The following is a 20516-nucleotide window of genomic DNA, read 5'->3' as shown; positions in this document are numbered from 1 at the left end:
CGACGGCGCCGACTCCCCGGCCCGCCGTACCGCCCGCCCGAGCGCTCCCTCCATCCGCCCGAACAGTCCGGCCGCCCCTACGGGTGAGTCGACCGACCGAAGTCCGATTCCAACCGGCAGGCTCCGGCCCCGCAGCAAGTTCCGACCCCAGCACGCCGCCCCGCCTCCCGGGGCGGCCATCCGGAGGTGACCGCACGTGTCCGTGCCCGAATCGGCCGACGTCGACCAGGCCGCGTCGGCACCCCGCTCGGCGCACCCGCTGGGCCGCCGCGAGATCGCGGCCGACGCCCACGTCCTGGCCGTCGGCCCGCCGCCCGAACCCCGCCTCGCCCCGCCCTTCGCCGCCCGGGTCGCCCAGCCGCACGGCGCCGACCTCGACACGGTGCACCGCTGGATGCACCTGCCGCACGTCGCACCGTTCTACGACCAGGCGTGGAGCCGGCAGCGATGGGCCGAGGAGATCGCGTCGCAGCGGGCCGGCACCTTCTCGCGCCCGTTCCTCGTCAGCCGCGACGGCACCGACATCGCCTACGTCGAGCTGTACCGGGCCGCGCGCGACGTCATCGCCCCGCACTACGCCGCCGACCGGCACGACATCGGCTTCCACATCGCCATCGGCGACGCCGACGCCACCGGGCACGGGGTCGGCAAGCAGATCCTCGACGCCTTCGCCGACGCCGTTTTCTCCACCGATCCCGACTGCAACCGCATCCTCATGGAGCCCGACGCCGACAACGCCGCGGCCTGCCGTGCCGCCCGCAAGGCGGGGCTCGGCTTCCTCGCCGAGGTCGACCTGCCGCACAAGCGCGCGGCGCTGTTCATCCGGGCGCGCAAGTGAGCGCCGCCGCCCCGATGCGGGCCCGGTGCACCCGGAGCACCGCGGACCTTGAGGGCTGCGCTCGGGCGGCCGCGCGGTCCGGCAGCCGGGTAACCGCGCTCCCGCCGCGTCGCCGGGCGCGCCGCCGTGCGCCGGCGCCGGTGCGCCCGCGAAAGCCGCGACGCGGCGGCGACCGGACGGCGCGCGCCGGGATCGACGCCGCACCCGCCGCACCCGACACGACCGGAAGGAAGACCGCGTGGCCGCGAGCCCGGTTCTGGCGCGCCTGCTCATCGATCTGAGTCCGCTGCGCGGCGGCAGAGGGTTCCGGATCGTCTTCGCGGTCCGGCTCATCTCGCTCTTCGGCGGCGGATTCCGGCTGGTCGCGCTGCCGATGCAGGTCTACGCCATGACCGGCTCCTCGGCGCTGGTCGCCAGCGTCACCATCGTCAACGGGGTCGCCAGCTTCGGCGGCACCGTCGTGGGCGGGCTGCTCGCCGACCGGCTCGACCGGCGCCGGCTCATGCTGGTCAGCCTCGCCGTGGAGACGCTGGTCGTAGGGCTGTTCGCGGTCAACACCTACCTGCCCGGCGGTCCGCTGCTGGCGGTGATCTACGTCTGCGCCACCGTCAACGGCGTCATCGGCACCATGGGTCTGATCGCCCAGCAGTCCATGGTCCCGGCATTGGTAGGCCCGCAGCGGCTTGCCGCCGCGGGCGCCCTCTTCGCGCTGACCACCCAGTTGGGCGCCGCCGCCGCGCCGGCCCTGGGGGGCGCCCTCATCTCCCTCGGCGGCGTCGGCGCCGGATACCTGGCCACCTGCGGGATCGCCGCCGCCGCGACGGCGGCGGTGTGGTTCGTCCCGCCCGTGCCCACCGACACCGGAGCCGCCCCCGTTGGGGCCCTGCGCGCGGTCGCCGACGGGCTGGCGTTCGTGGCCCGCCACCCGGTGGTGCGCCCGCTGCTGCTGCTCGGATTCACCCAAGGGCTGTTCACCACGCCCATGGTGCTCATCCCGGAGTTCACCGACCGCGTGCTCGGCGGCGACGCGGCGCTGGCCGGGCTGCTCTACACCGCTCCTGCAGCGGGGGCACTGCTGGCGTCGCTGACCAGCGGCTGGACCGGACGCGTGCGCCGCACCGGTGCGATCGTGCCCGCGGCCGTGGCGATGTGCGGGGTATCGGTGTTCCTGCTCGGCGCCGGGCGCAGCGCCGCGCTCGCGCTGTTCGCGCTGGCGCTGCTGGGCTGCTGCCAGGCGGTGGAAGAGATCCTGCGCTACTCGCTGATCCAGGCGCACACCCCCGACGCACTGCGGGGGCGGGTCAACAGCGCGTGGCTGGCCCAGGCCACGGTCGGCGGGTCGCTGGGCGCCGGCCTGATGGGCGGCCTCGCGGCGCTGCTGGGCACGGCGGCGGCGATGGTGGCTGCCGGGGCGGTGGGGGCGGTCCTCGCCGGCGCCATCACGGTAAGCGCACCGGGGCTGCTGGCGACACGGGGCGTGGCTCCGCCACTTCCCGACGAGACGACAGATTGATAAGGTAAGCCTTGCCTAAAGTTACGCTGAAAGGAGTTGCGGGATGAGCAACCCGTTCGACGACCCCGAAGGCCGCTTCCTGGTGCTGGTCAACGACGAGGACCAGCACTCGCTGTGGCCGGAGTTCGCCGAGGTGCCCGAGGGCTGGCAGCAGGTGCACGGGCCCGTGGAGCGCGCGGCCGCGCTGGAGTACGTCGAGGCCAACTGGACCGACCTGCGCCCGCGCAGCCTGCGCGTGGCCATGGGCGAGTCCTGAGCGGCTGCCGGGCGGGCAGACTTCGCCGACCATGTACCGGTGGTCGTCGCGGACCGACAGCGGCCACAGGTAAAAGACCCACAGGTAAGCGGCGCGGCACACGTGCACAACGAAAGGCCCACCCGTGAAACTGCGCGACGCCGTCATCGACATCGGGCCGCTGCGCATCAGCCGTGAGTTCCGCCTGGTCTTCACCGCACGGCTCATCTCGATTTTCGGGCTGGGGTTCGCCCTCGTGGCGCTGCCGCTGCAGGTGTACTCGGCGACGCAGTCCTCGGTGCTGGTCGCCGTCGTCAGCGCCGTCAACGGCGTCTCGATCTTCGGCGGGACCCTCGTCGGCGGCGTCCTCGCCGACCGCTACTCCCGGCGCGCGCTGATCGTCTCCGGCCGCGCCGCCGCGGCACTCGCCTTCTCGGGGCTTGCGCTGAACGCGCTGTGGGCCCAGAGCGGCGGCGGCTCGGCGAGCTTCGCGGTGATCTGCGTGTGCGCCGCGCTGAACGGATTCGTCGGCACCTTCAGCACCGTCGCGCTGCAGGCGGTCGTGCCCGGCCTGCTGCCGCGCGAGAGGCTGCCCGCCGCCGGGGCGCTGCTCGCGCTGACCGGTCAGCTCGGCTCCATCGCCGCGCCCGCGCTCAGCGGCGCGATCGTGGCGGTGTGGGGGTTCGCCGCCGTTTTCGGTATCACAGCCGCCGTGAGCGCGCTGGCCACCGGCCTGGTGCTGCTGCTGCCGCCGCTGCCGCCCGCCGGCGGCGACGCAGCCGAGGGACGCGGCATGGCCGGTGCCGCGGTGGAGGGGATGCGCTTCGCCGCCCGGCACCGGACCGTCGGCCCCCTGCTGCTGCTCGGCTTCGTGCAACTGCTGTTCGCCACGCCCTACGTGCTGATCCCGGAGTTCACCGACACCGTGCTGCACGCGGGCGAGACCGCGGCCGGACTGCTCTACTCCGCCTCGGCGTGCGGCGCGGTACTGGCCTCCCTCTCCAGCGGGTGGACCCGCAGGGCCCGGCGCAGCGGCGCCCTGCTGCTGACGGCCGTCGCCTGCTGCGGCCTCGCCGCCGCGGGCTTCGGCGCCGCACCGCATCTCGCCCTGGCCGCAGCGGCCCTGGCGGCCCTCGGCTTCGCCGAGATCGTCGAGGAGATCCTGCGCTTCGCGCTGCTGCAGTCGCACACCCCCGACGCGCTGCGCGGCCGCGTGAACAGCGTCTGGACTGCGCAGAACACCGTCGGCGGCGGGCTGGGCGCACTGATGCTGGGAGCGCTGGCCCCGCTGATCGGCGCCGGCGCGGCCGTGATGGCCGGCGGGGCCGTCACCGTCGCGCTGGTGGCCGTGCTCGCCGCCGCCTTCCCCGGCCTGCGCGCGGCCGTCGCCTCAGGCGCCGGGGGACCCGACAGCGGCGCGGACGCCGAGGCCGCCGGCGGCGGCAACGACGCGCGGCGGCCCGCGGTCGACGCGGCGGACCCCGCCGACCCCGCCCAGCAGAGCTCCGATGGACAGGGACTGCGAAGTTAGCTAAGCCTAAGCTAAAGTGCCCGGAGGGTCCGTCGCGCGCCCTTCCCGCGGCACCGGACGATCCGACTGGAGTGATGCCCGCATGACCACCGTCAGCGACCCGCGCGTGGAGTTCTACCCGCTGCAACCGCGAACCCTTGAGGCGCGCACGGTCGAGCGCGTGACCCCGGGAATGGTCCGCGTCGTGCTGGCGGGCCCCGACATCGAGGGCTTCCGCAGCGACAACTTCGCCGACCACGTGAAGCTCTTCTTCCCCGACGAGGAGACCGGCGAGCTCCGCCTCCCGGAGATGACCGCGGAGGGACGGTGGAACATCCGCGCGCCGGAGCTGATCTACCGCGACTACACGGTCCGCCGCTTCGACGCCGAAGCGGGCGAGCTGACGATCGACCTCGTCGCCCACGACCACGGCCCCGGCGGGCGCTGGGCGGTCCGGGCGCGCCCCGGCGACCGCATCGGCGTGCTGGGGCCGCGCGGGACGTACCACATGGACCACGACTTCGACTACTTCCTCCTCGGCGCCGACGAGACGGCCCTTCCGGCCGCCGCCCGGTGGCTGGAGGAGCTGCCGCGCGAGGCCCGTGTGCTCGCCTTCCTGGAGGTCTCCGACGCGGGGGAGGAGCAGAAGCTGCAGACGCCCGAGCGCGCCGAGGTCACCTGGCTGCACCGCGACGGCGCCGCCCCCGGCACCACGGATCTGCTGGAGCGCGCCGTCCGCGGCGCCGAACTGCCCGCGGGCCGCGGTTTCGCCTGGTGCGCGGGGGAGGCCGGCGCCCTCAAGCCCATCCGCCGCTACCTCAAGGAGCGGGGCTTCGAGCGGGGCGCCACCTTCGACGTCGACGGCTACTGGCGGCGCGGGACCGTCAACCACGACCACCACGAGGACGAGTGACGAAGGAGCCGGCGGGGGGCCGTGCGGGCGCGGATGCACATGCACCACCCCGCTGCACGCGCGCCCCCGGGCGCGCACTACCCTCAGGGGCGATCGCGGAATTCGGCGCATAGCGGGTGCGTTCGCCACTATGGCATCCTCGAGCCGCCGCGGTGCCCACGACGCCGCCACGAGCGTGCACGGGACCCTCGACAGGGCCTGTAGTCATATCGCAGTGAGGGAAGACGAGGTAGGAGATCGTGCGTCGCACCCTGTTCCACGGCAAGATCCACCGCGCGACGGTCACTCAGGCCGACCTGCATTACGTGGGATCCATCACCATAGACGCCGACCTGCTGGAGGCAGCGGACATCGTCGAGGGCGAACAGGTCCACGTCGTCGACATCGACAACGGCAGCCGCCTGGTCACCTACACCATCGCGGGTGAGCGCGGCAGCGGGGTCATCGGTATCAACGGCGCCGCGGCCCACCTGGTGAACCCGGGCGACCTGGTCATCATCATGTCCTACGTGGAGCTGGAGGAGTCCGAGCGCTCTCGGCATGTGCCCCGTGTCGTCCACGTCGACACAGCCAACCGCATCGTCGCGCTGGGCGCGGATCCCGCCGAACCGGTGCCGGGCTCCGGCCTGGTCTCGGGCGCGGCCCTGGCGTGAGCCGGCCCTTAAGGGCGCTGGGCCGGTGCGCATCGACGCACATCGGCCCAGCGACCGGCGGCCCGGCACGGGAGATTACGGCGCCGCCTGCGGTGGACCGCCCGGCGGACGAAGATTCCGCGGGCCTGTCTCGAAGGAGTTTCTCTTTCGAGGCGGGATAACGGCTTCGGTTGCTTTCGGTATCCGCTCTGCTATTTCGGAAGCACCTTCGTCGTGTGCAGGGGAGCCCGCGTTCGTGCATGCGGTGGATTCCCGGGATCAGTGCTTGCGAAAGAGCTTGGCCAGCGCCCGGAACGGCAGCGTGACCACGGTCACGACGGCATGGGCGATGGCGCCGATGGCGGATGCGATGGCACTGGCGATTGTGCGTAGTACGTCAGCTATTCGAGACATATTCGCCGACTACCCACAACTCGTTTTCCGTATCGCCGCGCAGACCAAGGCGCGCCGGCGGGCCGCGTTTGCGACGCGACGCCCCGCGGGCCGACTCGGTGGGTGGCATGCGCTGCGCGCGGCAGAGGCCCGCTGAGCGTCGGCCGACCCCGTCGCGCATGCCGCGGCCGAGGACAGGGCGTGCGCACCCGCGGCACGGGCGGCGGCTGCTGTCCAGTGTCCCGGCGTGACCACATCCGGCCCTATCGCGCCGCGGCGGTCCGGGTATGAGGCATTCGCAATGGACGACGGCGAAGACGAGGACCGGCGCGAGGTCGCCGCCCACATCGAGTGGCAGAAGCAGGGCATGTGGCTGGTCCTGTGGGGCTCCTACACCCGCCGCTACTGGGCGTTCGCGCGCTGGCCCGTGCCCCAGGGCGGTGCCGTGGCCTCCGGCGTCGACCCCGACGCCCTCTACGCCGAGATGCGCCGCGTCGAGCGCGAGTTCGGCTTCCTGCGCTGGCGCTACGGCAGCGGTTGATCGGGCGGCCCAGTCCGCGGCGCCTCCCGCACCGCGATCCGCCCGCGCCGCCTGTTGCCCAAGGGCTCCCTCCCTGCCGCCCGAAGTGTCGTATCCGCCCGTTATGCTCGGCTCGCCCCGGGGCGCGTGCCTCCGGCTCACTTCGCGGCCGAGGTCCGAAGCGGGCGAGCGCCGATCCGAGCATCCGCAGCGGCGGGGTGCGCAACCCGGGAGACGAGGACGGGAGAACCATGCACGCATATCCCGAGCGGCGATGACGGCACCGGAGCAGGCCGGGCCGCCGTCTTCGCCCCCGCCGGGCGCGGACGGCGGCGCCGGGCACGTCGCGGGCGCGGCGAAGGCGGACGTCGAGCACGCCGGGCACGTCGCCGAGGCCAACACCGCACCCGCCGTCGTCCGCGCACGGCGGCGGGTGCTGGCCGTGCTGACCGCGGCGCAGGTGGTCGGGGGCGTCGGCGTCGGATCCGCGGCTGCGGTGGCGGGCATCATCGCCCGCGACCTCACCGGGTCGCAGGCGTGGGCCGGAACCGCCACGACCATGGTCACGCTCGGGGCCGCCGCCCTGGCGCTACCACTGGCCGGTACCGCGGCGCGGCGGGGCCGGCGCGTCGGACTGAGCCTGGGCTGGTTCCTGGCCGCACTCGGCGGAGTGGCGGCCGTGGCGGGCGCCCAGTCGGCCGTCTTCCCGGTCTTCCTGGCGGGAATGGCGCTGTTCGGGGCCGGGACCGCCACCGGCCTGCAGTCCCGCCACAGCGCCACCGACCTCGCCACCGACCGCACCCGCAGCCGCGACCTGGCCCTTGTCGTGTGGGGTACCACTGTCGGCTCCGTGGCGGGTCCCAACCTCACCGGTCCGGGCGCGGCGGTGGCCGCTCTCCTCGGGCTCGACCCGCTGGTGGGGCCGCTGGTCTTCAGCACGGCGTCCTTCGCCGCCGCGGGGGCCGTGGTCGCCGTCCTGCTGCGCCCCGACCCGCTGCTGCTGGCCCGCGAAGCCGCGCACGCCGCAGCGCCGCCAGCGGAGGCGGCTGGGACGCCCGGGGGCCGGGGCCGGCGGCACGGTTCCCTCGCGGCGTCGCTGCGGGCGATCGCCGCGGAGCCGCGGGCGCTGCTCGCGGTCACCGCGATCGTCGCCTCGCACACGGCCATGGTCGCGATCATGACCATGACGCCGGTGCACATGGAGGGCGGCGGCGCCGAACTGAGTCTCATCGGGCTGACAATCAGCCTGCACATCGCCGGGATGTACGCCTTGTCGCCGCTGGTGGGCTGGCTCTCCGACCGGTGGGGGCGGGTGCCGGTGCTGCTGGCCGGGCAGGCGCTCACCCTCGGCGCGGCTCTCCTGGCGGGCACCGCGGGCGCGAGTTCGGCGCAGGTGGCGGCCGGTCTGGTGCTGCTCGGGCTGGGGTGGTCCTTCGGCCTGGTCGCGTCGTCGGCGCTGCTGGCCGAGTCGCTGGCGCCGGAGCGCCGGCCCCGGGCCCAAGGCACGGCCGACCTGCTGATGCATGTTTTCGGCGCGGCGGGGTCGGCGCTGTCGGGCGTGACGACGGTGGCGCTGGGCTTCGGCTCACTCAACGCCTTCGCGGCGGCGCTGACACTTCCGGTGCTGGTCCTGGCGCTGCGAGCGCGGCGGCGTCGCTGAGCACACCCACACCCACACTGACACTGGCACTCCCGCTGCGCCGGGCCCCGACCGGCCACCGGTGAGCGTGCCTCGGCCCGGGCGCCATCGGGGCCGCGTCCGCATCGCGCGAACGGCGGCGAAGAACCGGTTCCGGGGCCCTCGGCGCAGGCATGTCGGCACCCGAAAGGGGTGGCCGGACCACGTCGAGTGACTGACAGTCACCGATATTCGTGAGACACGCCGTGAGCTGCGTGGGTGTGCGTCCTGTGCTCAGTATGGTGCTCACCGGGAGTCACCGTCCGTGGATCGACCGGAACCCGCTAAGGAGTCGGCGTGGACGAGCAGAGGCCGGCGGCGCCGAACGACGCGGCGCCCCGCGCGGAGCCCACCGACGCTGCGGAGGCCGAGCCCGCGGAGCCGGCGGAGTCGGCGGAGCCTGCGTCCGGCACCGCACAGCCGCCGGAGAGCGAAACGCCCGTCAGCGGCGCGGCATCGTCAGCCGAGTCGTCCGCTTCCGGGGCGCCTGCGAGCGCAGCGGCCACCATCGAGAGCGGTCCCGGCGGCTCCGCCGACGACGCCGTCAGCGGCGGCACCCAGCCCATCCGCAAGCGCCGCCGGTGGCCGAAGATCGCCGCCGCCGTCGGCGCCGCGACCCTGATCGCGGGCACGGGCGCCCTGCTATACGCCTTCGGCGCCGCCCCGGCCACGCTGGGCGGCCTGGCGGCGCGCCTGCCCGCCGCCGAGTCCCGGCAGCAGGAGAAGCCGCCCGCCGACGGCAGCTGGGGCCGGGTCGGCGACCCAGTCTCCTCGGGCGCCTTCGAGTTCACCGTCACCGGCGTACGCACCGGCCTGGAGCGCGTCGGCGGCGCGGTGCAGGGCGAGCGCGCCGACGGGCGTTTCGTGATGGCACGTGTCACCGTGCGGAACGCGGGCGAGGAGGCCACCCTGTTCACCGACGCCGATCAGCGCCTCGTGGACACCGGGGGCGCCCGCCACCGCCCCGACAACATCGCCGGCCTGCGCGCGGGCAACCCGGACCGCCTCTTCAGCCGCCTGGGCCCGGGAGAGCGGGTCCGCGGCGGCCTGATCTTCGACGTCCCCCCGGGCACCGAGCCCGCTGCCCTCCGCCTGAAGGACTTCACCTCGGGCGACGCCCCCGCGGTAGTCCGCCTCGAAGGCTGGGAGCCCGCCTCGTCCGGGTGACGGCGGTGGCGTACCGAAGCTCTGCTGATGCGGCGTCCAGGAACGCTCAGGAGATCTCCACGACCCGCGGAACGCACAGGCCGCGCCCCGGGTTCGGCGCATGGCGCCGCCGGAACCGGCTACGGCGCCAGGGCCGGGTTGCGGATCCACTCCCGGAGTTCGGCGCGGCGGTCGGTGTCGCACTTGAGCGGGCAGGTGGTGCAGAAGCCGTGCTCGGGGTCGCCCTTGTAGTCGAAGCAGCAGGTGCCGCGCACCGCCCAGGTGCCTCGCGGGTGGTCCTCGTAGAAGGGGAACAGGCGCGGGCGCGCCCGAGTGACGGCGCCCTCCTCGATGAGCGAGTCGCCCAGCGCGCCCGCGCGCGCCCAGGCGTCCTCGGCGTCGCGGCCCAGGAAGCGGGCGGGGTTGAGCATGTAGAAGTGCTGGGTGTCGAGCACCCAGCCCCACAGCGTCCGCAGTCCGACGCGGGTGTGCTCGTGCAGGGCGTCGATGATCGGGGAGAACGCGGCCACCAGGTGGCGCGCCGCGATACGGTCGAGCGCCGCCTCGTCGGCCACGACGACGGCATCGGGATGTCCGGCCGCCGGGTCGTCGGGCAGCACCGCCATTCGGGCGCTGGTGATGGTGGGCGTGCCGAACGTCGAGGTGGACAGCCAGGGGAACCACAGGTGCCGCTCGTCCAGCAGCGCCGCGCGCCGCGTGAGGTAGATTCCGGCCGACACGAGGAAGATCGGCTCGCGCAGCAGCGAACGCAGCAGGTGTGTGGCGGCCGGCAGCTTGTGGTCGGGGCCGTGGTGGGCGACGAGCTGGTTGAACAGCGGGCCGAGGGCGCCTTCGGCGACCATCAGGTCGGTGCGGTACCAGTGCTCGGTGGCCGGGTGCTCGCGGGCGGACTGCACACTCGCCGTGCGGACGTCGGGCAGCGGCGCGAACTTCAGCGGCACACAGGCGTCGATCACCGCCTTCAGCGGGGCCTGCTCAGCGGCCATGCGGCCTCAGCCAACCTTCCTGCACCGCGTCGGGAGCGTGCGGCTTCGGCGCGGGTAACGGCGCCCGAATGCCGCCCGGATTCAGGAACGGCGAAATGATCACCACTCATTAGTTGAGGCTACCCTAATCGTTCGAGGTGGGGCAACGAACGCCGCGGGCGGCGCGCGTGCCACGCTTGGTGACACGCACGCCGGCCGCACCGGTCCGTTCTCGAAAGGCCCACACAGACGGGTACTCCCCTCGCCGGACCGCTCAGCCGACAAGTGCGCGGCGAAGGCGCGACTGCCCGGCCCTGGGCCGGGCTCGGCGCATGCGAAGGCGGAAGTACTGCGCGCCTGCGAGCGGAGCGGTCCCGGCCGCCGGGCCGGGACCGAGTGTCCGGAGGCGGAGTCAGTCCAGCAGGACGAGGTGGTGGCGTACCAGGGCGCGCAGGACCGCTGCCGTGGTCTCCAGCGGGGTGCCGGAGTCCTCGGCCAGGCGGCCCGCCGTGGTCTTCGGGCGCCGGGACAGCTCGGCCAGTACCGGCTCGGCCGCCGCGGGCAGCCGGTAGCGCTTGCCGGAGACCGTCACCGCGACTTTGTCGCCCTCGCGCTCCAGCGCCGGGGGCAGGATCGGCACGAACTCCACCCCGGTCTCGGCCTGCGGTGCCGCGCCGTCCACCGCCCAGGGCAGGGAGAACCGCTGCCGGCGCGGAAAGCGGGAGTCGTGCTCGGCGAGGAAGCCGTCCACGTCGCGCTGCTCGGCGATGTCGGTCAGCCGGCGGATCAGCTCGTGGCGGTGCTTGTTCCGCTCTTCTGCGGACCCGAACCGCGGCAGGTCCTCCCGGAAGAAATCTACATCGTAAAGGCGCTCCATGACGGAACGCGCCCAGTCGATCCCCGTCGCACGCGTGAATCCGAACGTCAGGTGCATGCTGACGTCGCCGGTCCCCTTGACGGTGTGCCACCAGCCGCGCGGCACGTGCAGCACGTGCCCGGGGGAGAGGACGCCCTCCCAGACCGTGCCCTCGGGGGCGGAGTGGGCGTGGTCGGAGTCGATCTTCATCGGGTGCGGGCGGTCTCCGGGGCCGTGCACCTGCCAGGACTTGGTGCCCTCGATCTGGACGACGAAGGTGTCGTGGTCGTCCCAGTGGGTGTCGAAGCCGTGGGAGTCGCCCCAGATCAGGTAGAGGTTCACCTGAGCGCGCTCGCGCACCAGGCGCATCAGGTCGTCGGTGGCCTCCCGGATCGGCGGGTGCAGCCGGTCGACGGCGTCGAGGACCAGGCTCGCGCCGTCGCGCAGTTCCCGGTAGAGCCCGTCGGGGCGGATCACCGTGCGGTCGGAGTCGGAGGTGCCCCCCTTCTCGGTGTAGCGGGAAGCGGGCACCGGGGAGCCCTGCCGGTGCAGCCGCAGCCGCGGGGGCTCCAGAGCGCAGCGGTCGAGGATGTCGTTGAGGGCCTCGAAGGTCAGCAGCGGGCGGACGGTCTCGGCGCCGAGGTCGGCGAAGACGACGTCGGTGGACAGCCGCGTGGTGAGGAGGTCCTCGCCCACTGCGGCGCGCAGTGTCTCGGTGAACAGGCGGTCGGTCACGTCGGGGCCCTCCACTGCGGCGGCTCTGGCGGCGGGCCGCCGGAGGCGGGCAACGCGCTCCGGCGGCCGGCCGATGACGGTCGTGTCATGCGGACTTCGTCGGTCGGTGCGGTTCTAGATGAAGTCGGAGCTGGAGTCGGTGCCGTCGCTGTCGCCGCCGGCGGTGATGTCGCGCGAGGTGACCTCGGTCAGCTCCTCCACCTCGACCTCGAACTCGTCGCGGTCCATGGCTTCTCCTATCCGTGTCGGTTTCGACTCTCGGTGCCCGCCCGCCGGGTCGCCCCGGCCGCGCCCTCAGGCGCCGGACGGCGCACCGCCGACCCCCGCCATGGGGGTGGCCCGCCGCCCCCGCGCCGCGCTGCGCAGGGGGTGCGGCCGCCGCGCGGGCGGCCGCCGGTCTGGTGGTCTCACGGTTCCTCCCGTCCCGGCCGGTGCACGCCGCCGTCACCGGAGGCGGTCGCCGACACCGCCGGGGGCGCGAGGCCGGTCTCGGCGGCTGCGAAGGCGTGCGCGTCGGCGGCAAGTTCGATCGCCTTGGTCACCGCCCGCGGCCCGTGGCCGACGTCGCGCTCGTAGCGCAGCAGTGCCGGGCGCTCTCCGGCCGCCCGCGCGTGCAGCAGCGCGGCGCACATCTTGCGCGGATGGGCCGCGTCGGTGCGCGTGTCGCCGTGGAAACCGGTGAGCAGCACCGCTGGACGGTTCGCGGCGCCGTCCTGCAGAACGCGGTGGTAGGGGGAGTAGGACATCAACGCGGCGAAGTCCTGCGGATCGGCCGCGGTGCCGAACTCGCGGGTCCACATCGGACCGAGGCCCATGCGCTCGAATCGGGCCATGTCGGCCAGCGGTGCCGAGGCGATGACGGCTCCGCACAGGTCGGGACGGCGCGCGGCCGCGGCCAGGACCAGCAGCCCGCCGGCCGACCCGCCCGACAGGCACAGCCGGCGGCGGGTGCACACGCCCTCCGCCACCAGGGCCTCGCCAGCCGCGACGAGATCCTCGACCGAGCGCGGCTTGTTGCGGCGGGCGCCGCGCAGGTGCCAGTCGCGGCCGAGGTCGCCGCCGCCGCGCACGTGGGCCACCGCGTAGCGGCCCCCGGCCAGCAGCCAGGCCAGCACCGTCGCGCTGAAGCCGAACTGCCGGGGTCGGCCGAAACCGCCGTAGGCGTGCAGGATCGTCGGCCGGGGCGCGGCGGAGGCGGTGGCCGGGCCGTCCTCCGCCTCGTCGCCGGCGACGGAGAAGATCGTTACGGGCACCTGCGTGCCGTCGGCGGAGCGGCATCGCATGGTGCGGCGCCGGACGACGGCAGGCGGCTGCGGTTGCGCCCCCTCGGGCCACGGCCGCGGCCCGGCGGCGCCTGGGCCGAGCACGAGGACGCACTGCTGGGTGGCCACGTCGGCGTAGCACAGGTGCGCGCCGCCCTCCCCGTCGGACTCCAGCCGGGTGACCATGCCCTCGCCGGGCAGTTCGACGCGGCGCAGCAGGCGGCCGTCGTCGGCGCCGTGGGCCGTGAGCCTGCTGATGCCCAGCCGCGTGCGGGCCAGGAGCAGTTCGGGGCGCCGGGCGGTGCCGACCGCCGCGAAACCGTCCAGGGTGGCGTGCGGGTCCTCGGCCACCACCTCGCGCCAGTGGGCCGTGCCGGGAGTACGGGGGTCGGTGGCGCAGATGCGGCGGCGTGCGGCGTCCAGCGTGGTGCGCAGGTACAGCAGGCCGTCGGGCCCCAGGTCGGGGTGGGACTCCACCTCCTCGCCGGCGTGGACGGTGCGCCACTGCGGGCGCTCCGGCCGTGCATCGGCGTTCCCGGGTTCCGCAGGCGCAAGGTCGGCGATCCAGATGTCGTTGCGGTGCCCGGTGCCGTGGCTCTCGGTGACCAGCAGCCAGCGTTCGCCCAGCAGCCGGACGCCGGGGACCGTGCGTGGGCCGGTGCAGGCGCGCACCAGGATGTCCGCCTCCGCACCGGTGGGGGAGACGCGGTGCAGCCACACGCCGCGGCGGCCGTCGCCGTCGTCGCGGCGCACGTAGTAGAAGGCGCCCGGGGAGATCCAGGCGACGTTGGAGTAGCGCACTCCTTCGACGGGCTCCTCCACGGGCAGCCCGGTCTCGACCGAGAGCACCCGCAAGGCGCCGCGTTCGGTGCCGCCGGTGGAGGTCTGCACCGCGACACGGCGGCCGTCGGGGGAGGGCTCCCAGGAGTCCAGGGTGGTGGCGCCGGTGGGGTCGAAGGTCTGCGGGTCGAAGACCACCTGCTCCGCGCCGCCGTCCTCCACGGCGACGATGGCGGGGTGGTCGTCGCCCGCCGGCCTCCGGGTGGCGAAGAGGCGGGCGCCCCGGCGCAGCGGGGGTGTCCACAGATCGGTCGCCACCAGGTCGCGGATGCTCTCAGCCAGCGCCGCGCGCAGCGGCCAGCTCTCGGCGGCGGCGGCGAAGTCGTCCTCGCGCCGGGCCAGCCAGTCGCGCGTGGCGGGGGAGTCCGGCTCCTCCAGCCAGCGGTAAGGGTCGGCGACGGGCATCCCGTGCACGGTGTCGACCACGCAGAGCAGTTCCGCCGGGTCGTCGTCACGGGTGATGCCGTGATGCGGCGCGGCCATGCTCACCTGGAGCCGGGCGTTCGGGGGCCGGAGGGAACGGGTGCATGAGCCAAGCCAAAGCCGCAGTTACGCACGCCTACATAGTTCAGAAGGGCTCGGATGCCGGTCAAGGTAGTCATTCCTGTCACGTGATCACGCAAGTGTGGCGTTGGAGTGACGTTTATCGTCGGCGGCACCGACGAAGGCCCGGGCACGGAGCGGGAGATCACGGAACCGCCGGGTCGGACGCGGCCGCCGAGCCGGACACCCCCCGAAGCCGCGCCGATGGCGCGCGGCCCCTTTGGCAGGGGCGCGCCCGGGGCAGGCGCCGGTACCCGTGGCGCGGCGGGCGCTCGGCGGAAAGCAGGCATCGCCGCAACGCACACGGGCCGCCCCGCCGCAGCCGCCGCGCACGAAGCGACGCGACTCAGCAGCGGCCGGGCGCAGCCTTCGGGCCGTAGGGCGCGAGCAGTTCCGCCGCGTCGCGGGTCTCAATGGCCAGCGGGTGCGCCGACAGCGCGGCCAGGGCGGCGCGGTAGCCGGGGCCGGCGTCGAGGTCGGTGAGCCAGGCGTGCTCGGGTGCGCGCGCGGAGTCCCAGGCGACGACCGCGGCGGTGTCGAAGGGACCGCTGACACCGACCTCGGCCAGCCCTCCGGAGATGCCGTCGCCCGTCGCCTTGAGCAAGGCCTCCTTGCGGGCCCAGTAGCCGAAGAAGCCCTCGGTGCGCCGCTCGGCGGGTACCCGCTCCAAATCTCTGCGTTCCGCGGGGGTCAGGCAGTAGTCGGCGAGGCCGTCGGTGTCGCGCTCGGCGCTGATCCTCTCGACGTCGGCACCCAGGGCGACACCGCGCGCCAGGGCGAGGAGCACGCGCTCGCCGGAGTGGCTGTAGGAGATCTCCAGCCCCGCGGCGGCCCCGTCGGGGACCGGCTTGCCGTGCGGTTCCGCGCGCGGTCGCGGCTCGGTACGCCGCTCGCAGGCGCGGCAGCGCAGCGTGAAGGAGACCTCGGCGGGGCCGCATCCGGTCTCCCGGGCCACAGCCAGGCGGGCGAGGGCGTGGGCGACCAGGTAGCGGTCGCGGTCGGCTCGGAGGCGGAAGCGGGCATGGCGCTGCTGTTCGGCGGGGTCGAGCAGATCGAGCAGCGCGGGGGAGGCGTCGGCCGGAGCCGCCCACCACAGTCGGCACGTCTTTGGCTGGGGGGTCACCCCTCCATTCTGCCCTCCTGTCCGCCCGCCTGTTCGCGCGGTGCACGCGGCGAAGTGCTGCCGGTGGTACTCCATGGGCGGGCACCGGCCCTCCCGAACCGAGCAGCGCGGCCGTGCCGCCCTTGCGTCCGATCGCTTCCACCTCCGGGAGAACCGGGACGGTCCTGCCGCAAATCCCGCCGGTTCCCGGGGGCATGAAACGGTTCCGCGCGGGGCATCGACCAATTGACCCCTCCGGTACGGGCCCCTGTCCGCACCGCGACGTCGCCGGTCAGCCCGCTCGCCAGGGAGGCCCCCGTGTCCGTCATGGTGCTGTTCGGTATCGCGACACTCGTCATACTCGGCCTGCTGATCGCCCTCTTCATCGCGGCCTTCGTGGTCCGCGGGCCTTCCCTTGAGGACGACACCCCCGCCGACGACGACAACGTCGACGAGTCCCTCCACACCCACGGAGTGCATCTCGGCTGACCCGCGCGGCTCTATCATCGGATCGCACGGCCCCCCGAGCCAGCACCCGAGATGGAGTACCCCATGGCAGACGAGACCAGGCCGGCCTTCGCGGCCGAGCGCCGCGAGCGGATCCTGGAACTGGTGCGGGCCAACGGCGCCATGGCGCTGCGCGAGATCGCCTCCCGGGTGCGCGCCTCGGAGGTCACGGTGCGCCGCGACGTGCGCGCGCTGGAGTCCGAGGGCCTCATCGACCGCCGCCGCGGCGGGGCCGCACTGCCGGGGCGGCTCGGTTACGAGCAGAGCTATTCGCAGAAGTCCGGACTCGCGGCGCCGGAGAAGCTCGCCATCGCCGCGGCCGCGGCGCGGCTGGTCGAGGACGACGACGCCGTGGTGCTGGGCGCGGGCACGACCACCGAGGCGCTGGCGCGCGAGCTGGTGGGGCGCCAGAACCTCACCGTGGTGACCAACTCCCTGCTGGTCGCCGAAGTGCTGGCCTCGGCACCGGGTGTCGAGGTGGTGATGACCGGCGGCACCCTGCGCGGGCCCATAAGAGCGCTGGTGGGCACCGCCGCCGAGCAGTCGCTGGCCGGCCTGCGGGTGCGCCAGGCGTTCGTATCGGGCAACGGCGTCACCGCCGAACGCGGGCTGAGCACCCCGAACCCGGCGGTGGCCAGTGTCGACCGCGCACTGGTGAACTGCGCCCAGGAGGTCGTGGTGCTGGCCGACCACACGAAGGTCGGCGCCGACACCATGGTCCAGACCGTGCCCCCCGAGCACATCGCCCATCTCATCACCGACAACCACGCCGACCCCGAGGTGCTGATGACACTGGAGGATATGGGCACCCTGGTGCACGTGGCGGTGCTGGAGGTCGACCGCGGCGAATAGCGCGGCCCCGGCAAGTGGTGCCGCGGGACCGCGGCGCCGTAGTCTGCCTGGTGAGTCCGAGTCCGCGGATCCCATTGGAGCGCCCCTATGCCGACCCCGGTGACCCTGCCCGAGCCGTGGGCGCGGTCCAAGGTCAGTGTCGTCGTGCCGACCTTCAACGAGGCCGAGAACCTGCCGGTGCTGGCCGAGCGGCTGCTCGGTCTGGAGCTGCCCGGGCTGCGGCTGGTCGTCGTCGACGACAACTCCCCCGACGGCACCGGCAAGGTCGCCGAGGAGATCGCGGCCGAGCACAACTCGTCGGAGCGGGAGCGCGTCGCCGTCGTACACCGCACCGCGAAGGAGGGCCTGGGGCGGGCCTACGTGGCGGGGATGGAGCGCGCACTGCAGGACGGCGCCGAATTCGTCGTGCAGATGGATGCCGACCTCAGCCACCCGGCGGGCTACGTGCCGCAGCTTCTGGGCACCATGCTCTCCACCGGAGCGGGCGTCGTGATCGGCAGCCGCTACGTGCCCGGCGGCAGCCTCGCGCAGGAGTGGCGCCCGCACCGGCGGCTGCTCAGCACCTGGGCCAACACCTACGTCAAGACGATCCTGGCCATGCCGATCCGCGACGTCACCGCCGGGTTCAAAATCTGGCGTCGCGATGCGCTGAACGTGCTGGACCTGCCGAGCATCCAGAGCAGCGGCTACAGCTTCCAGGTCGAGATGCACTACCGCGCGTTCGCCCGTGGCCAGAAGATGGTGGAGATCCCCATCCACTTCGAGGACCGGGCCGAGGGGGCCAGCAAGATGGACCTCGCGGTGCAGCTGGAATCGGCATTGCGCCCCTTCAGGCTGCGCGCCGGTGAACGCCGCGCCCGCGGCGGCTGAGGCGCTGGGCGCCCCGGGCGCCGCCCCGTCGGCGGCGGCCGGGCCTGCGCTGCCGCCGCGCGTGCCGCGGCGATCGTGCGGCTTTCCCGGACCGGACTCCGGATTCGCATTCTCTCCATCGGGAAACCGCACATCACCGGTCCACGCCGGGCTGCCCCGGCGGGGTGCGCAGCACGGTGTCGGTGAGGTGCTGGGCCACGGCCTCGGCCTGGTCGCGGATGCCGGGCACGGTGCAGTCGGACTCGCCGCGGCGTACCGCCCCCACGGCGTAAAGGCGGGCCATGCGATCGCCCGCCGGCGTCGTCAGGGCGCCGCACGCGCAGGCGCGCAGCCCCGCGCCCGGCGGCTCCGGGGCGGCGCCCTCGACCGCGGGGGGCGGTGCCGCGGCGGGATCGCCGGTGGCGACGACGGCGGCCGCCGCCCGGACGCGCTCGCCCGACGCCAGCACCACCGCGGCGCTCGCGGCGTCGCCGCCGACGCCGACCGCGTGCTCCGCCCGGGTGTGCAGCGAGGTGTAGGGGGCGGCCCACTCCGCGGTCGCGGCCAGAGTGTCGAACAGGTAGTCGCCGTAGACCCGGCGCGGCAGCAGCGTGTCCGGCCCGCAGGCGCCGGGGGCGACTGCGGTCGCGCCGCCCGGAGCCCGGTCGCCGGCAGCGGCCCTGCGCAGCGGGCTCTGTTCCGCGCGGGCCCAGTCCATCAGGTGGCAGGGTCGGTCGCGCAGCGCGGACATGTGCTTGACCGGGCTCTCCAGCAGGCAGTGGCCGCCGGCTTCGCCGTAGGGCCGGCCCCGCGCGAAGCGCCCGTACTCGTCGATCAGCAGGACGCGGTAGTTCAGGCGCAGCCACGTCGTGGCGCGCAGCAGCGCGATCGCGGCGAGCGCCGCACCCGCTCCGCCGCCCACGAACGCGATGACCGGCTCGCCGCCGTCCTTGGCCGCGGCATGTCCCATGGCTCCGACTCTAGGACGTCTCCGGCCCGCGGCGAAGGGGTTCGCTCGCCGAGGAGCCCGGGCACGACGACAGCGGCGGCCCCGAGACGCCGCAGAACATCCGCTTCGAGGCAGGCGCCCGTGGTCTGCGGCGCAGCAGGGCCGCCGCCAGCAGCCCGGCGCCGGCCGCCGCGCCGGCGATGATGAGCATCGCCGGGCCGAACCCGCCGGAGATCCCGGCGGGCCCGTTCACCCCCGCCAGCACCGGAACGGCCGCCACGCCCATCAGCTGCGCGGTGCGCGCCAGGGTGTTGTTCACCCCCGAGGCCACTCCCGCGTGGCGCTCGGCGGCCGAGGCGAGCACGGTGGCGGTCAGCGGCGCGACGGCCGTGGACAGCCCCAGCCCCACCAGCAGAACTCCGGGCAGCACGCCGGTGAGGTAGGAGTCGCCCGGCGCAAGTCCGGACAGCACCACCAGGCCCGCGCCCAGCACCAGCGGCCCGATCGTCAGCTGCCACCGCGGGCCGACCCGCTCGGCCAATCGCCCCGACTGCCCCGACAGCGCCAGCATCAGCGCCGTGATCGGCAGCGACGCCGCGCCCGCCTCCACCGGGGAGTAGCCCATCACCTCCTGCAAGTAGATGACCAGCAGGAACAGCAGCGGGCCCAGCGAGCCGTACATCAACACCGTGACGACGTTGGTGACGGTGAACCGGCTGGAGGCGAAGATGTCCAGCGGCAGCATGGGATGGTGGCTGCGGCGCTCCACCGCGGCGAAGGCCGCGAGGGCCGTGAGCCCCGCGGCCGCGGGCGCCAGCACCCGCCAGTCGCCGAAACCGGTCTCGCCCGCTTCGATCAGCGCATAGGTGAGCGCGGCCAGCCCGGCCATGGCCAGCAGCGCGCCCGTGTAGTCCAGTCGTTCGGGTGCCTCGGTGTCGCGCGACTCGGGCACCCGCAGCCACGCGATCAGCAGCACCGCCGCCGCGAGCGGGAGGTTGATCAGGAAGATGAGCCGCCAGGACCCGATCTCGACCAGCCAGCCGCCCACGAAGGGCCCGACCGCCGATGCGACCCCGGTCAGTCCCGACCACGCCCCGATCGCCCGGGCCCGGTCCCGCTTGCGGAAGCCGGCCTGCAGGATCGCCAGGCTGCCCGGTGTCAGCAGCGCGCCGCCCACCCCCTGCAGCAGCCGTCCCGCGATCAGCCAGCCCAGCCCCGGGGCCAGCGAGCACAGCGCCGAGGCCAGGGCGAACCACGCCACGCCGACGGCGAACACCCGTACCCGCCCGAACCGGTCGCTCAACGAGCCGCTGAGCAGGATCAGCGCCGACAGAGTGACCATGTAGCCGTTGACGGTCCACTGCAGGCCCGCCACCCCGGCGTCCAGCTCCGCGCCGATCGCGGGCAGCGCCACGTTGACCACGGTGGAGTCGAGGAAGGCCATGCCCGAGGCGAGCACGGTGGCGGTCAGCATCCAGCGCGCCGCCGGGCTGCCCCATGCCACGCCGCCCCCGGAGGTCGCGGCGGAGTCTGCGGCGCCCATGCCATCACCGTCCTCGGCTGTGTGCTGCGGCCTTGGCGCAGGCGGCGCCGACGGCTGGGGACGGGCACGCGTGCCCGTCCCCAGCCACTCTACGGCCGGCCCCCGGCGGCGCGG

At 74.3% G+C, this 20516-nt stretch carries 19 protein-coding genes; 12 read left to right on the top strand and 7 right to left on the bottom strand.

Annotated elements, in window-relative coordinates:
- The first annotated feature begins 196 nt into the window (after positions 1–196).
- The 6 genes from EKD16_RS13975 (at position 197) to panD (ending at position 5662) form a co-directional block, all read left to right on the top strand.
- Positions 197–838, top strand: a complete 642-nt coding sequence (locus EKD16_RS13975; RefSeq protein WP_242676967.1) for a GNAT family N-acetyltransferase — start codon at positions 197–199, stop codon at positions 836–838.
- A 238-nt stretch (positions 839–1076) separates the two neighbouring features.
- Complete coding sequence (entS, locus tag EKD16_RS13970; RefSeq protein WP_242676966.1) at positions 1077–2351, top strand: enterobactin transporter EntS; 1275 nt, start codon at positions 1077–1079, stop codon at positions 2349–2351.
- A gap of 43 nt (positions 2352–2394) precedes the next feature.
- On the top strand, positions 2395–2607 hold the full coding sequence (locus EKD16_RS13965) for an MbtH family protein (protein ID WP_131098789.1): 213 nt from the start codon (positions 2395–2397) through the stop codon (positions 2605–2607).
- Between the two features lie 124 nt (positions 2608–2731).
- On the top strand, positions 2732–4117 hold the full coding sequence (entS, locus tag EKD16_RS13960) for an enterobactin transporter EntS (RefSeq protein WP_131098788.1): 1386 nt from the start codon (positions 2732–2734) through the stop codon (positions 4115–4117).
- 82 nt (positions 4118–4199) lie between these two features.
- Positions 4200–5009 (top strand): siderophore-interacting protein, encoded by an 810-nt coding sequence (locus tag EKD16_RS13955; protein WP_131098787.1) that lies wholly within the window; start codon positions 4200–4202, stop codon positions 5007–5009.
- 239 nt (positions 5010–5248) lie between these two features.
- On the top strand, positions 5249–5662 hold the full coding sequence (panD, locus tag EKD16_RS13950) for an aspartate 1-decarboxylase (protein WP_131098786.1): 414 nt from the start codon (positions 5249–5251) through the stop codon (positions 5660–5662).
- 258 nt (positions 5663–5920) lie between these two features.
- Here the strand turns inward: panD and EKD16_RS26370 are convergent, their stop codons facing one another.
- Positions 5921–6055, bottom strand: coding sequence for an LPFR motif small protein (locus EKD16_RS26370; protein ID WP_278248893.1), 135 nt, complete (start codon positions 6053–6055; stop codon positions 5921–5923).
- Positions 6056–6335: 280 nt separating this feature from the next.
- Between EKD16_RS26370 and EKD16_RS13945 the strand changes: the two genes are divergently transcribed.
- The 3 genes from EKD16_RS13945 (at position 6336) to EKD16_RS13935 (ending at position 9399) form a co-directional block, all read left to right on the top strand.
- The gene (locus tag EKD16_RS13945; RefSeq protein ID WP_131098785.1) at positions 6336–6575 is read left to right on the top strand and encodes a hypothetical protein; all 240 of its coding nucleotides are present in this window, start codon (positions 6336–6338) and stop codon (positions 6573–6575) included.
- A gap of 253 nt (positions 6576–6828) precedes the next feature.
- Entirely contained in the window at positions 6829–8214 is a 1386-nt protein-coding gene (locus EKD16_RS13940; RefSeq protein ID WP_131098784.1) for an MFS transporter, read from the top strand.
- A gap of 315 nt (positions 8215–8529) precedes the next feature.
- A complete protein-coding gene (locus tag EKD16_RS13935; RefSeq protein WP_131098783.1) occupies positions 8530–9399 on the top strand; it encodes a DUF4352 domain-containing protein in 870 nt (289 codons plus the stop codon).
- 119 nt (positions 9400–9518) lie between these two features.
- Here EKD16_RS13935 and EKD16_RS13930 read toward each other — a convergent pair whose 3' ends face one another.
- From EKD16_RS13930 to EKD16_RS13915, 4 genes are all read right to left on the bottom strand, one after another.
- Positions 9519–10385 carry a (2Fe-2S)-binding protein gene (locus EKD16_RS13930; RefSeq protein ID WP_131098782.1) on the bottom strand — a complete coding sequence of 289 codons (867 nt, stop codon included), beginning with the start codon at positions 10383–10385 and terminating at the stop codon, positions 9519–9521.
- Between the two features lie 391 nt (positions 10386–10776).
- Positions 10777–11955, bottom strand: coding sequence for a JmjC domain-containing protein (locus EKD16_RS13925; RefSeq protein ID WP_131098781.1), 1179 nt, complete (start codon positions 11953–11955; stop codon positions 10777–10779).
- Positions 11956–12362: 407 nt separating this feature from the next.
- Positions 12363–14540, bottom strand: a complete 2178-nt coding sequence (locus EKD16_RS13920; RefSeq protein WP_131098780.1) for a prolyl oligopeptidase family serine peptidase — start codon at positions 14538–14540, stop codon at positions 12363–12365.
- Between the two features lie 406 nt (positions 14541–14946).
- Positions 14947–15723: a 4'-phosphopantetheinyl transferase family protein gene (locus EKD16_RS13915; RefSeq protein WP_242676965.1), complete on the bottom strand. Its 777-nt coding sequence runs from the start codon at positions 15721–15723 to the stop codon at positions 14947–14949.
- 297 nt (positions 15724–16020) lie between these two features.
- On the opposite strand from EKD16_RS13915, the gene EKD16_RS25370 reads away from it, so the two are divergent.
- The 3 genes from EKD16_RS25370 to EKD16_RS13905 all read left to right on the top strand — a co-directional run bounded on the left by EKD16_RS25370 (position 16021) and on the right by EKD16_RS13905 (position 17931).
- A complete protein-coding gene (locus tag EKD16_RS25370; protein WP_165498565.1) occupies positions 16021–16191 on the top strand; it encodes a hypothetical protein in 171 nt (56 codons plus the stop codon).
- Positions 16192–16254: 63 nt separating this feature from the next.
- Positions 16255–17061 carry a DeoR/GlpR family DNA-binding transcription regulator gene (locus EKD16_RS13910; RefSeq protein WP_131098778.1) on the top strand — a complete coding sequence of 269 codons (807 nt, stop codon included), beginning with the start codon at positions 16255–16257 and terminating at the stop codon, positions 17059–17061.
- 87 nt (positions 17062–17148) lie between these two features.
- Positions 17149–17931, top strand: coding sequence for a polyprenol monophosphomannose synthase (locus EKD16_RS13905; protein ID WP_131098777.1), 783 nt, complete (start codon positions 17149–17151; stop codon positions 17929–17931).
- A 133-nt stretch (positions 17932–18064) separates the two neighbouring features.
- Here the strand turns inward: EKD16_RS13905 and EKD16_RS13900 are convergent, their stop codons facing one another.
- Positions 18065–18880: an FAD/NAD(P)-binding protein gene (locus EKD16_RS13900; protein WP_131098776.1), complete on the bottom strand. Its 816-nt coding sequence runs from the start codon at positions 18878–18880 to the stop codon at positions 18065–18067.
- Positions 18881–18890: 10 nt separating this feature from the next.
- Positions 18891–20402 carry an MFS transporter gene (locus EKD16_RS13895; RefSeq protein ID WP_242676964.1) on the bottom strand — a complete coding sequence of 504 codons (1512 nt, stop codon included), beginning with the start codon at positions 20400–20402 and terminating at the stop codon, positions 18891–18893.
- Positions 20403–20516: the final 114 nt, after the last annotated feature.

The organism is Streptomonospora litoralis (genome assembly GCF_004323735.1).
GTDB lineage: Bacteria > Actinomycetota > Actinomycetes > Streptosporangiales > Streptosporangiaceae > Streptomonospora > Streptomonospora litoralis.
Note: the sequence above shows the minus strand (reverse complement) of the source record. Positions and strands in the feature narration are given on the sequence as shown.

Coding starts and splice junctions, on each gene's coding strand:
- EKD16_RS13965 (WP_131098789.1), top strand. CDS start 2,395: ATGAGCAACCCGTTCGACGACCCCGAAGGCCGCTTCCTGGTGCTGGTC.
- EKD16_RS13900 (WP_131098776.1), bottom strand. CDS start 18,880: ATGGGACATGCCGCGGCCAAGGACGGCGGCGAGCCGGTCATCGCGTTC.
- EKD16_RS13895 (WP_242676964.1), bottom strand. CDS start 20,402: ATGGGCGCCGCAGACTCCGCCGCGACCTCCGGGGGCGGCGTGGCATGG.
- EKD16_RS13940 (WP_131098784.1), top strand. CDS start 6,829: ATGACGGCACCGGAGCAGGCCGGGCCGCCGTCTTCGCCCCCGCCGGGC.
- EKD16_RS13945 (WP_131098785.1), top strand. CDS start 6,336: ATGGACGACGGCGAAGACGAGGACCGGCGCGAGGTCGCCGCCCACATC.
- EKD16_RS13930 (WP_131098782.1), bottom strand. CDS start 10,385: ATGGCCGCTGAGCAGGCCCCGCTGAAGGCGGTGATCGACGCCTGTGTG.
- EKD16_RS26370 (WP_278248893.1), bottom strand. CDS start 6,055: ATGTCTCGAATAGCTGACGTACTACGCACAATCGCCAGTGCCATCGCA.
- EKD16_RS13905 (WP_131098777.1), top strand. CDS start 17,149: ATGCCGACCCCGGTGACCCTGCCCGAGCCGTGGGCGCGGTCCAAGGTC.
- EKD16_RS13910 (WP_131098778.1), top strand. CDS start 16,255: ATGGCAGACGAGACCAGGCCGGCCTTCGCGGCCGAGCGCCGCGAGCGG.
- EKD16_RS13920 (WP_131098780.1), bottom strand. CDS start 14,540: ATGGCCGCGCCGCATCACGGCATCACCCGTGACGACGACCCGGCGGAA.
- EKD16_RS13955 (WP_131098787.1), top strand. CDS start 4,200: ATGACCACCGTCAGCGACCCGCGCGTGGAGTTCTACCCGCTGCAACCG.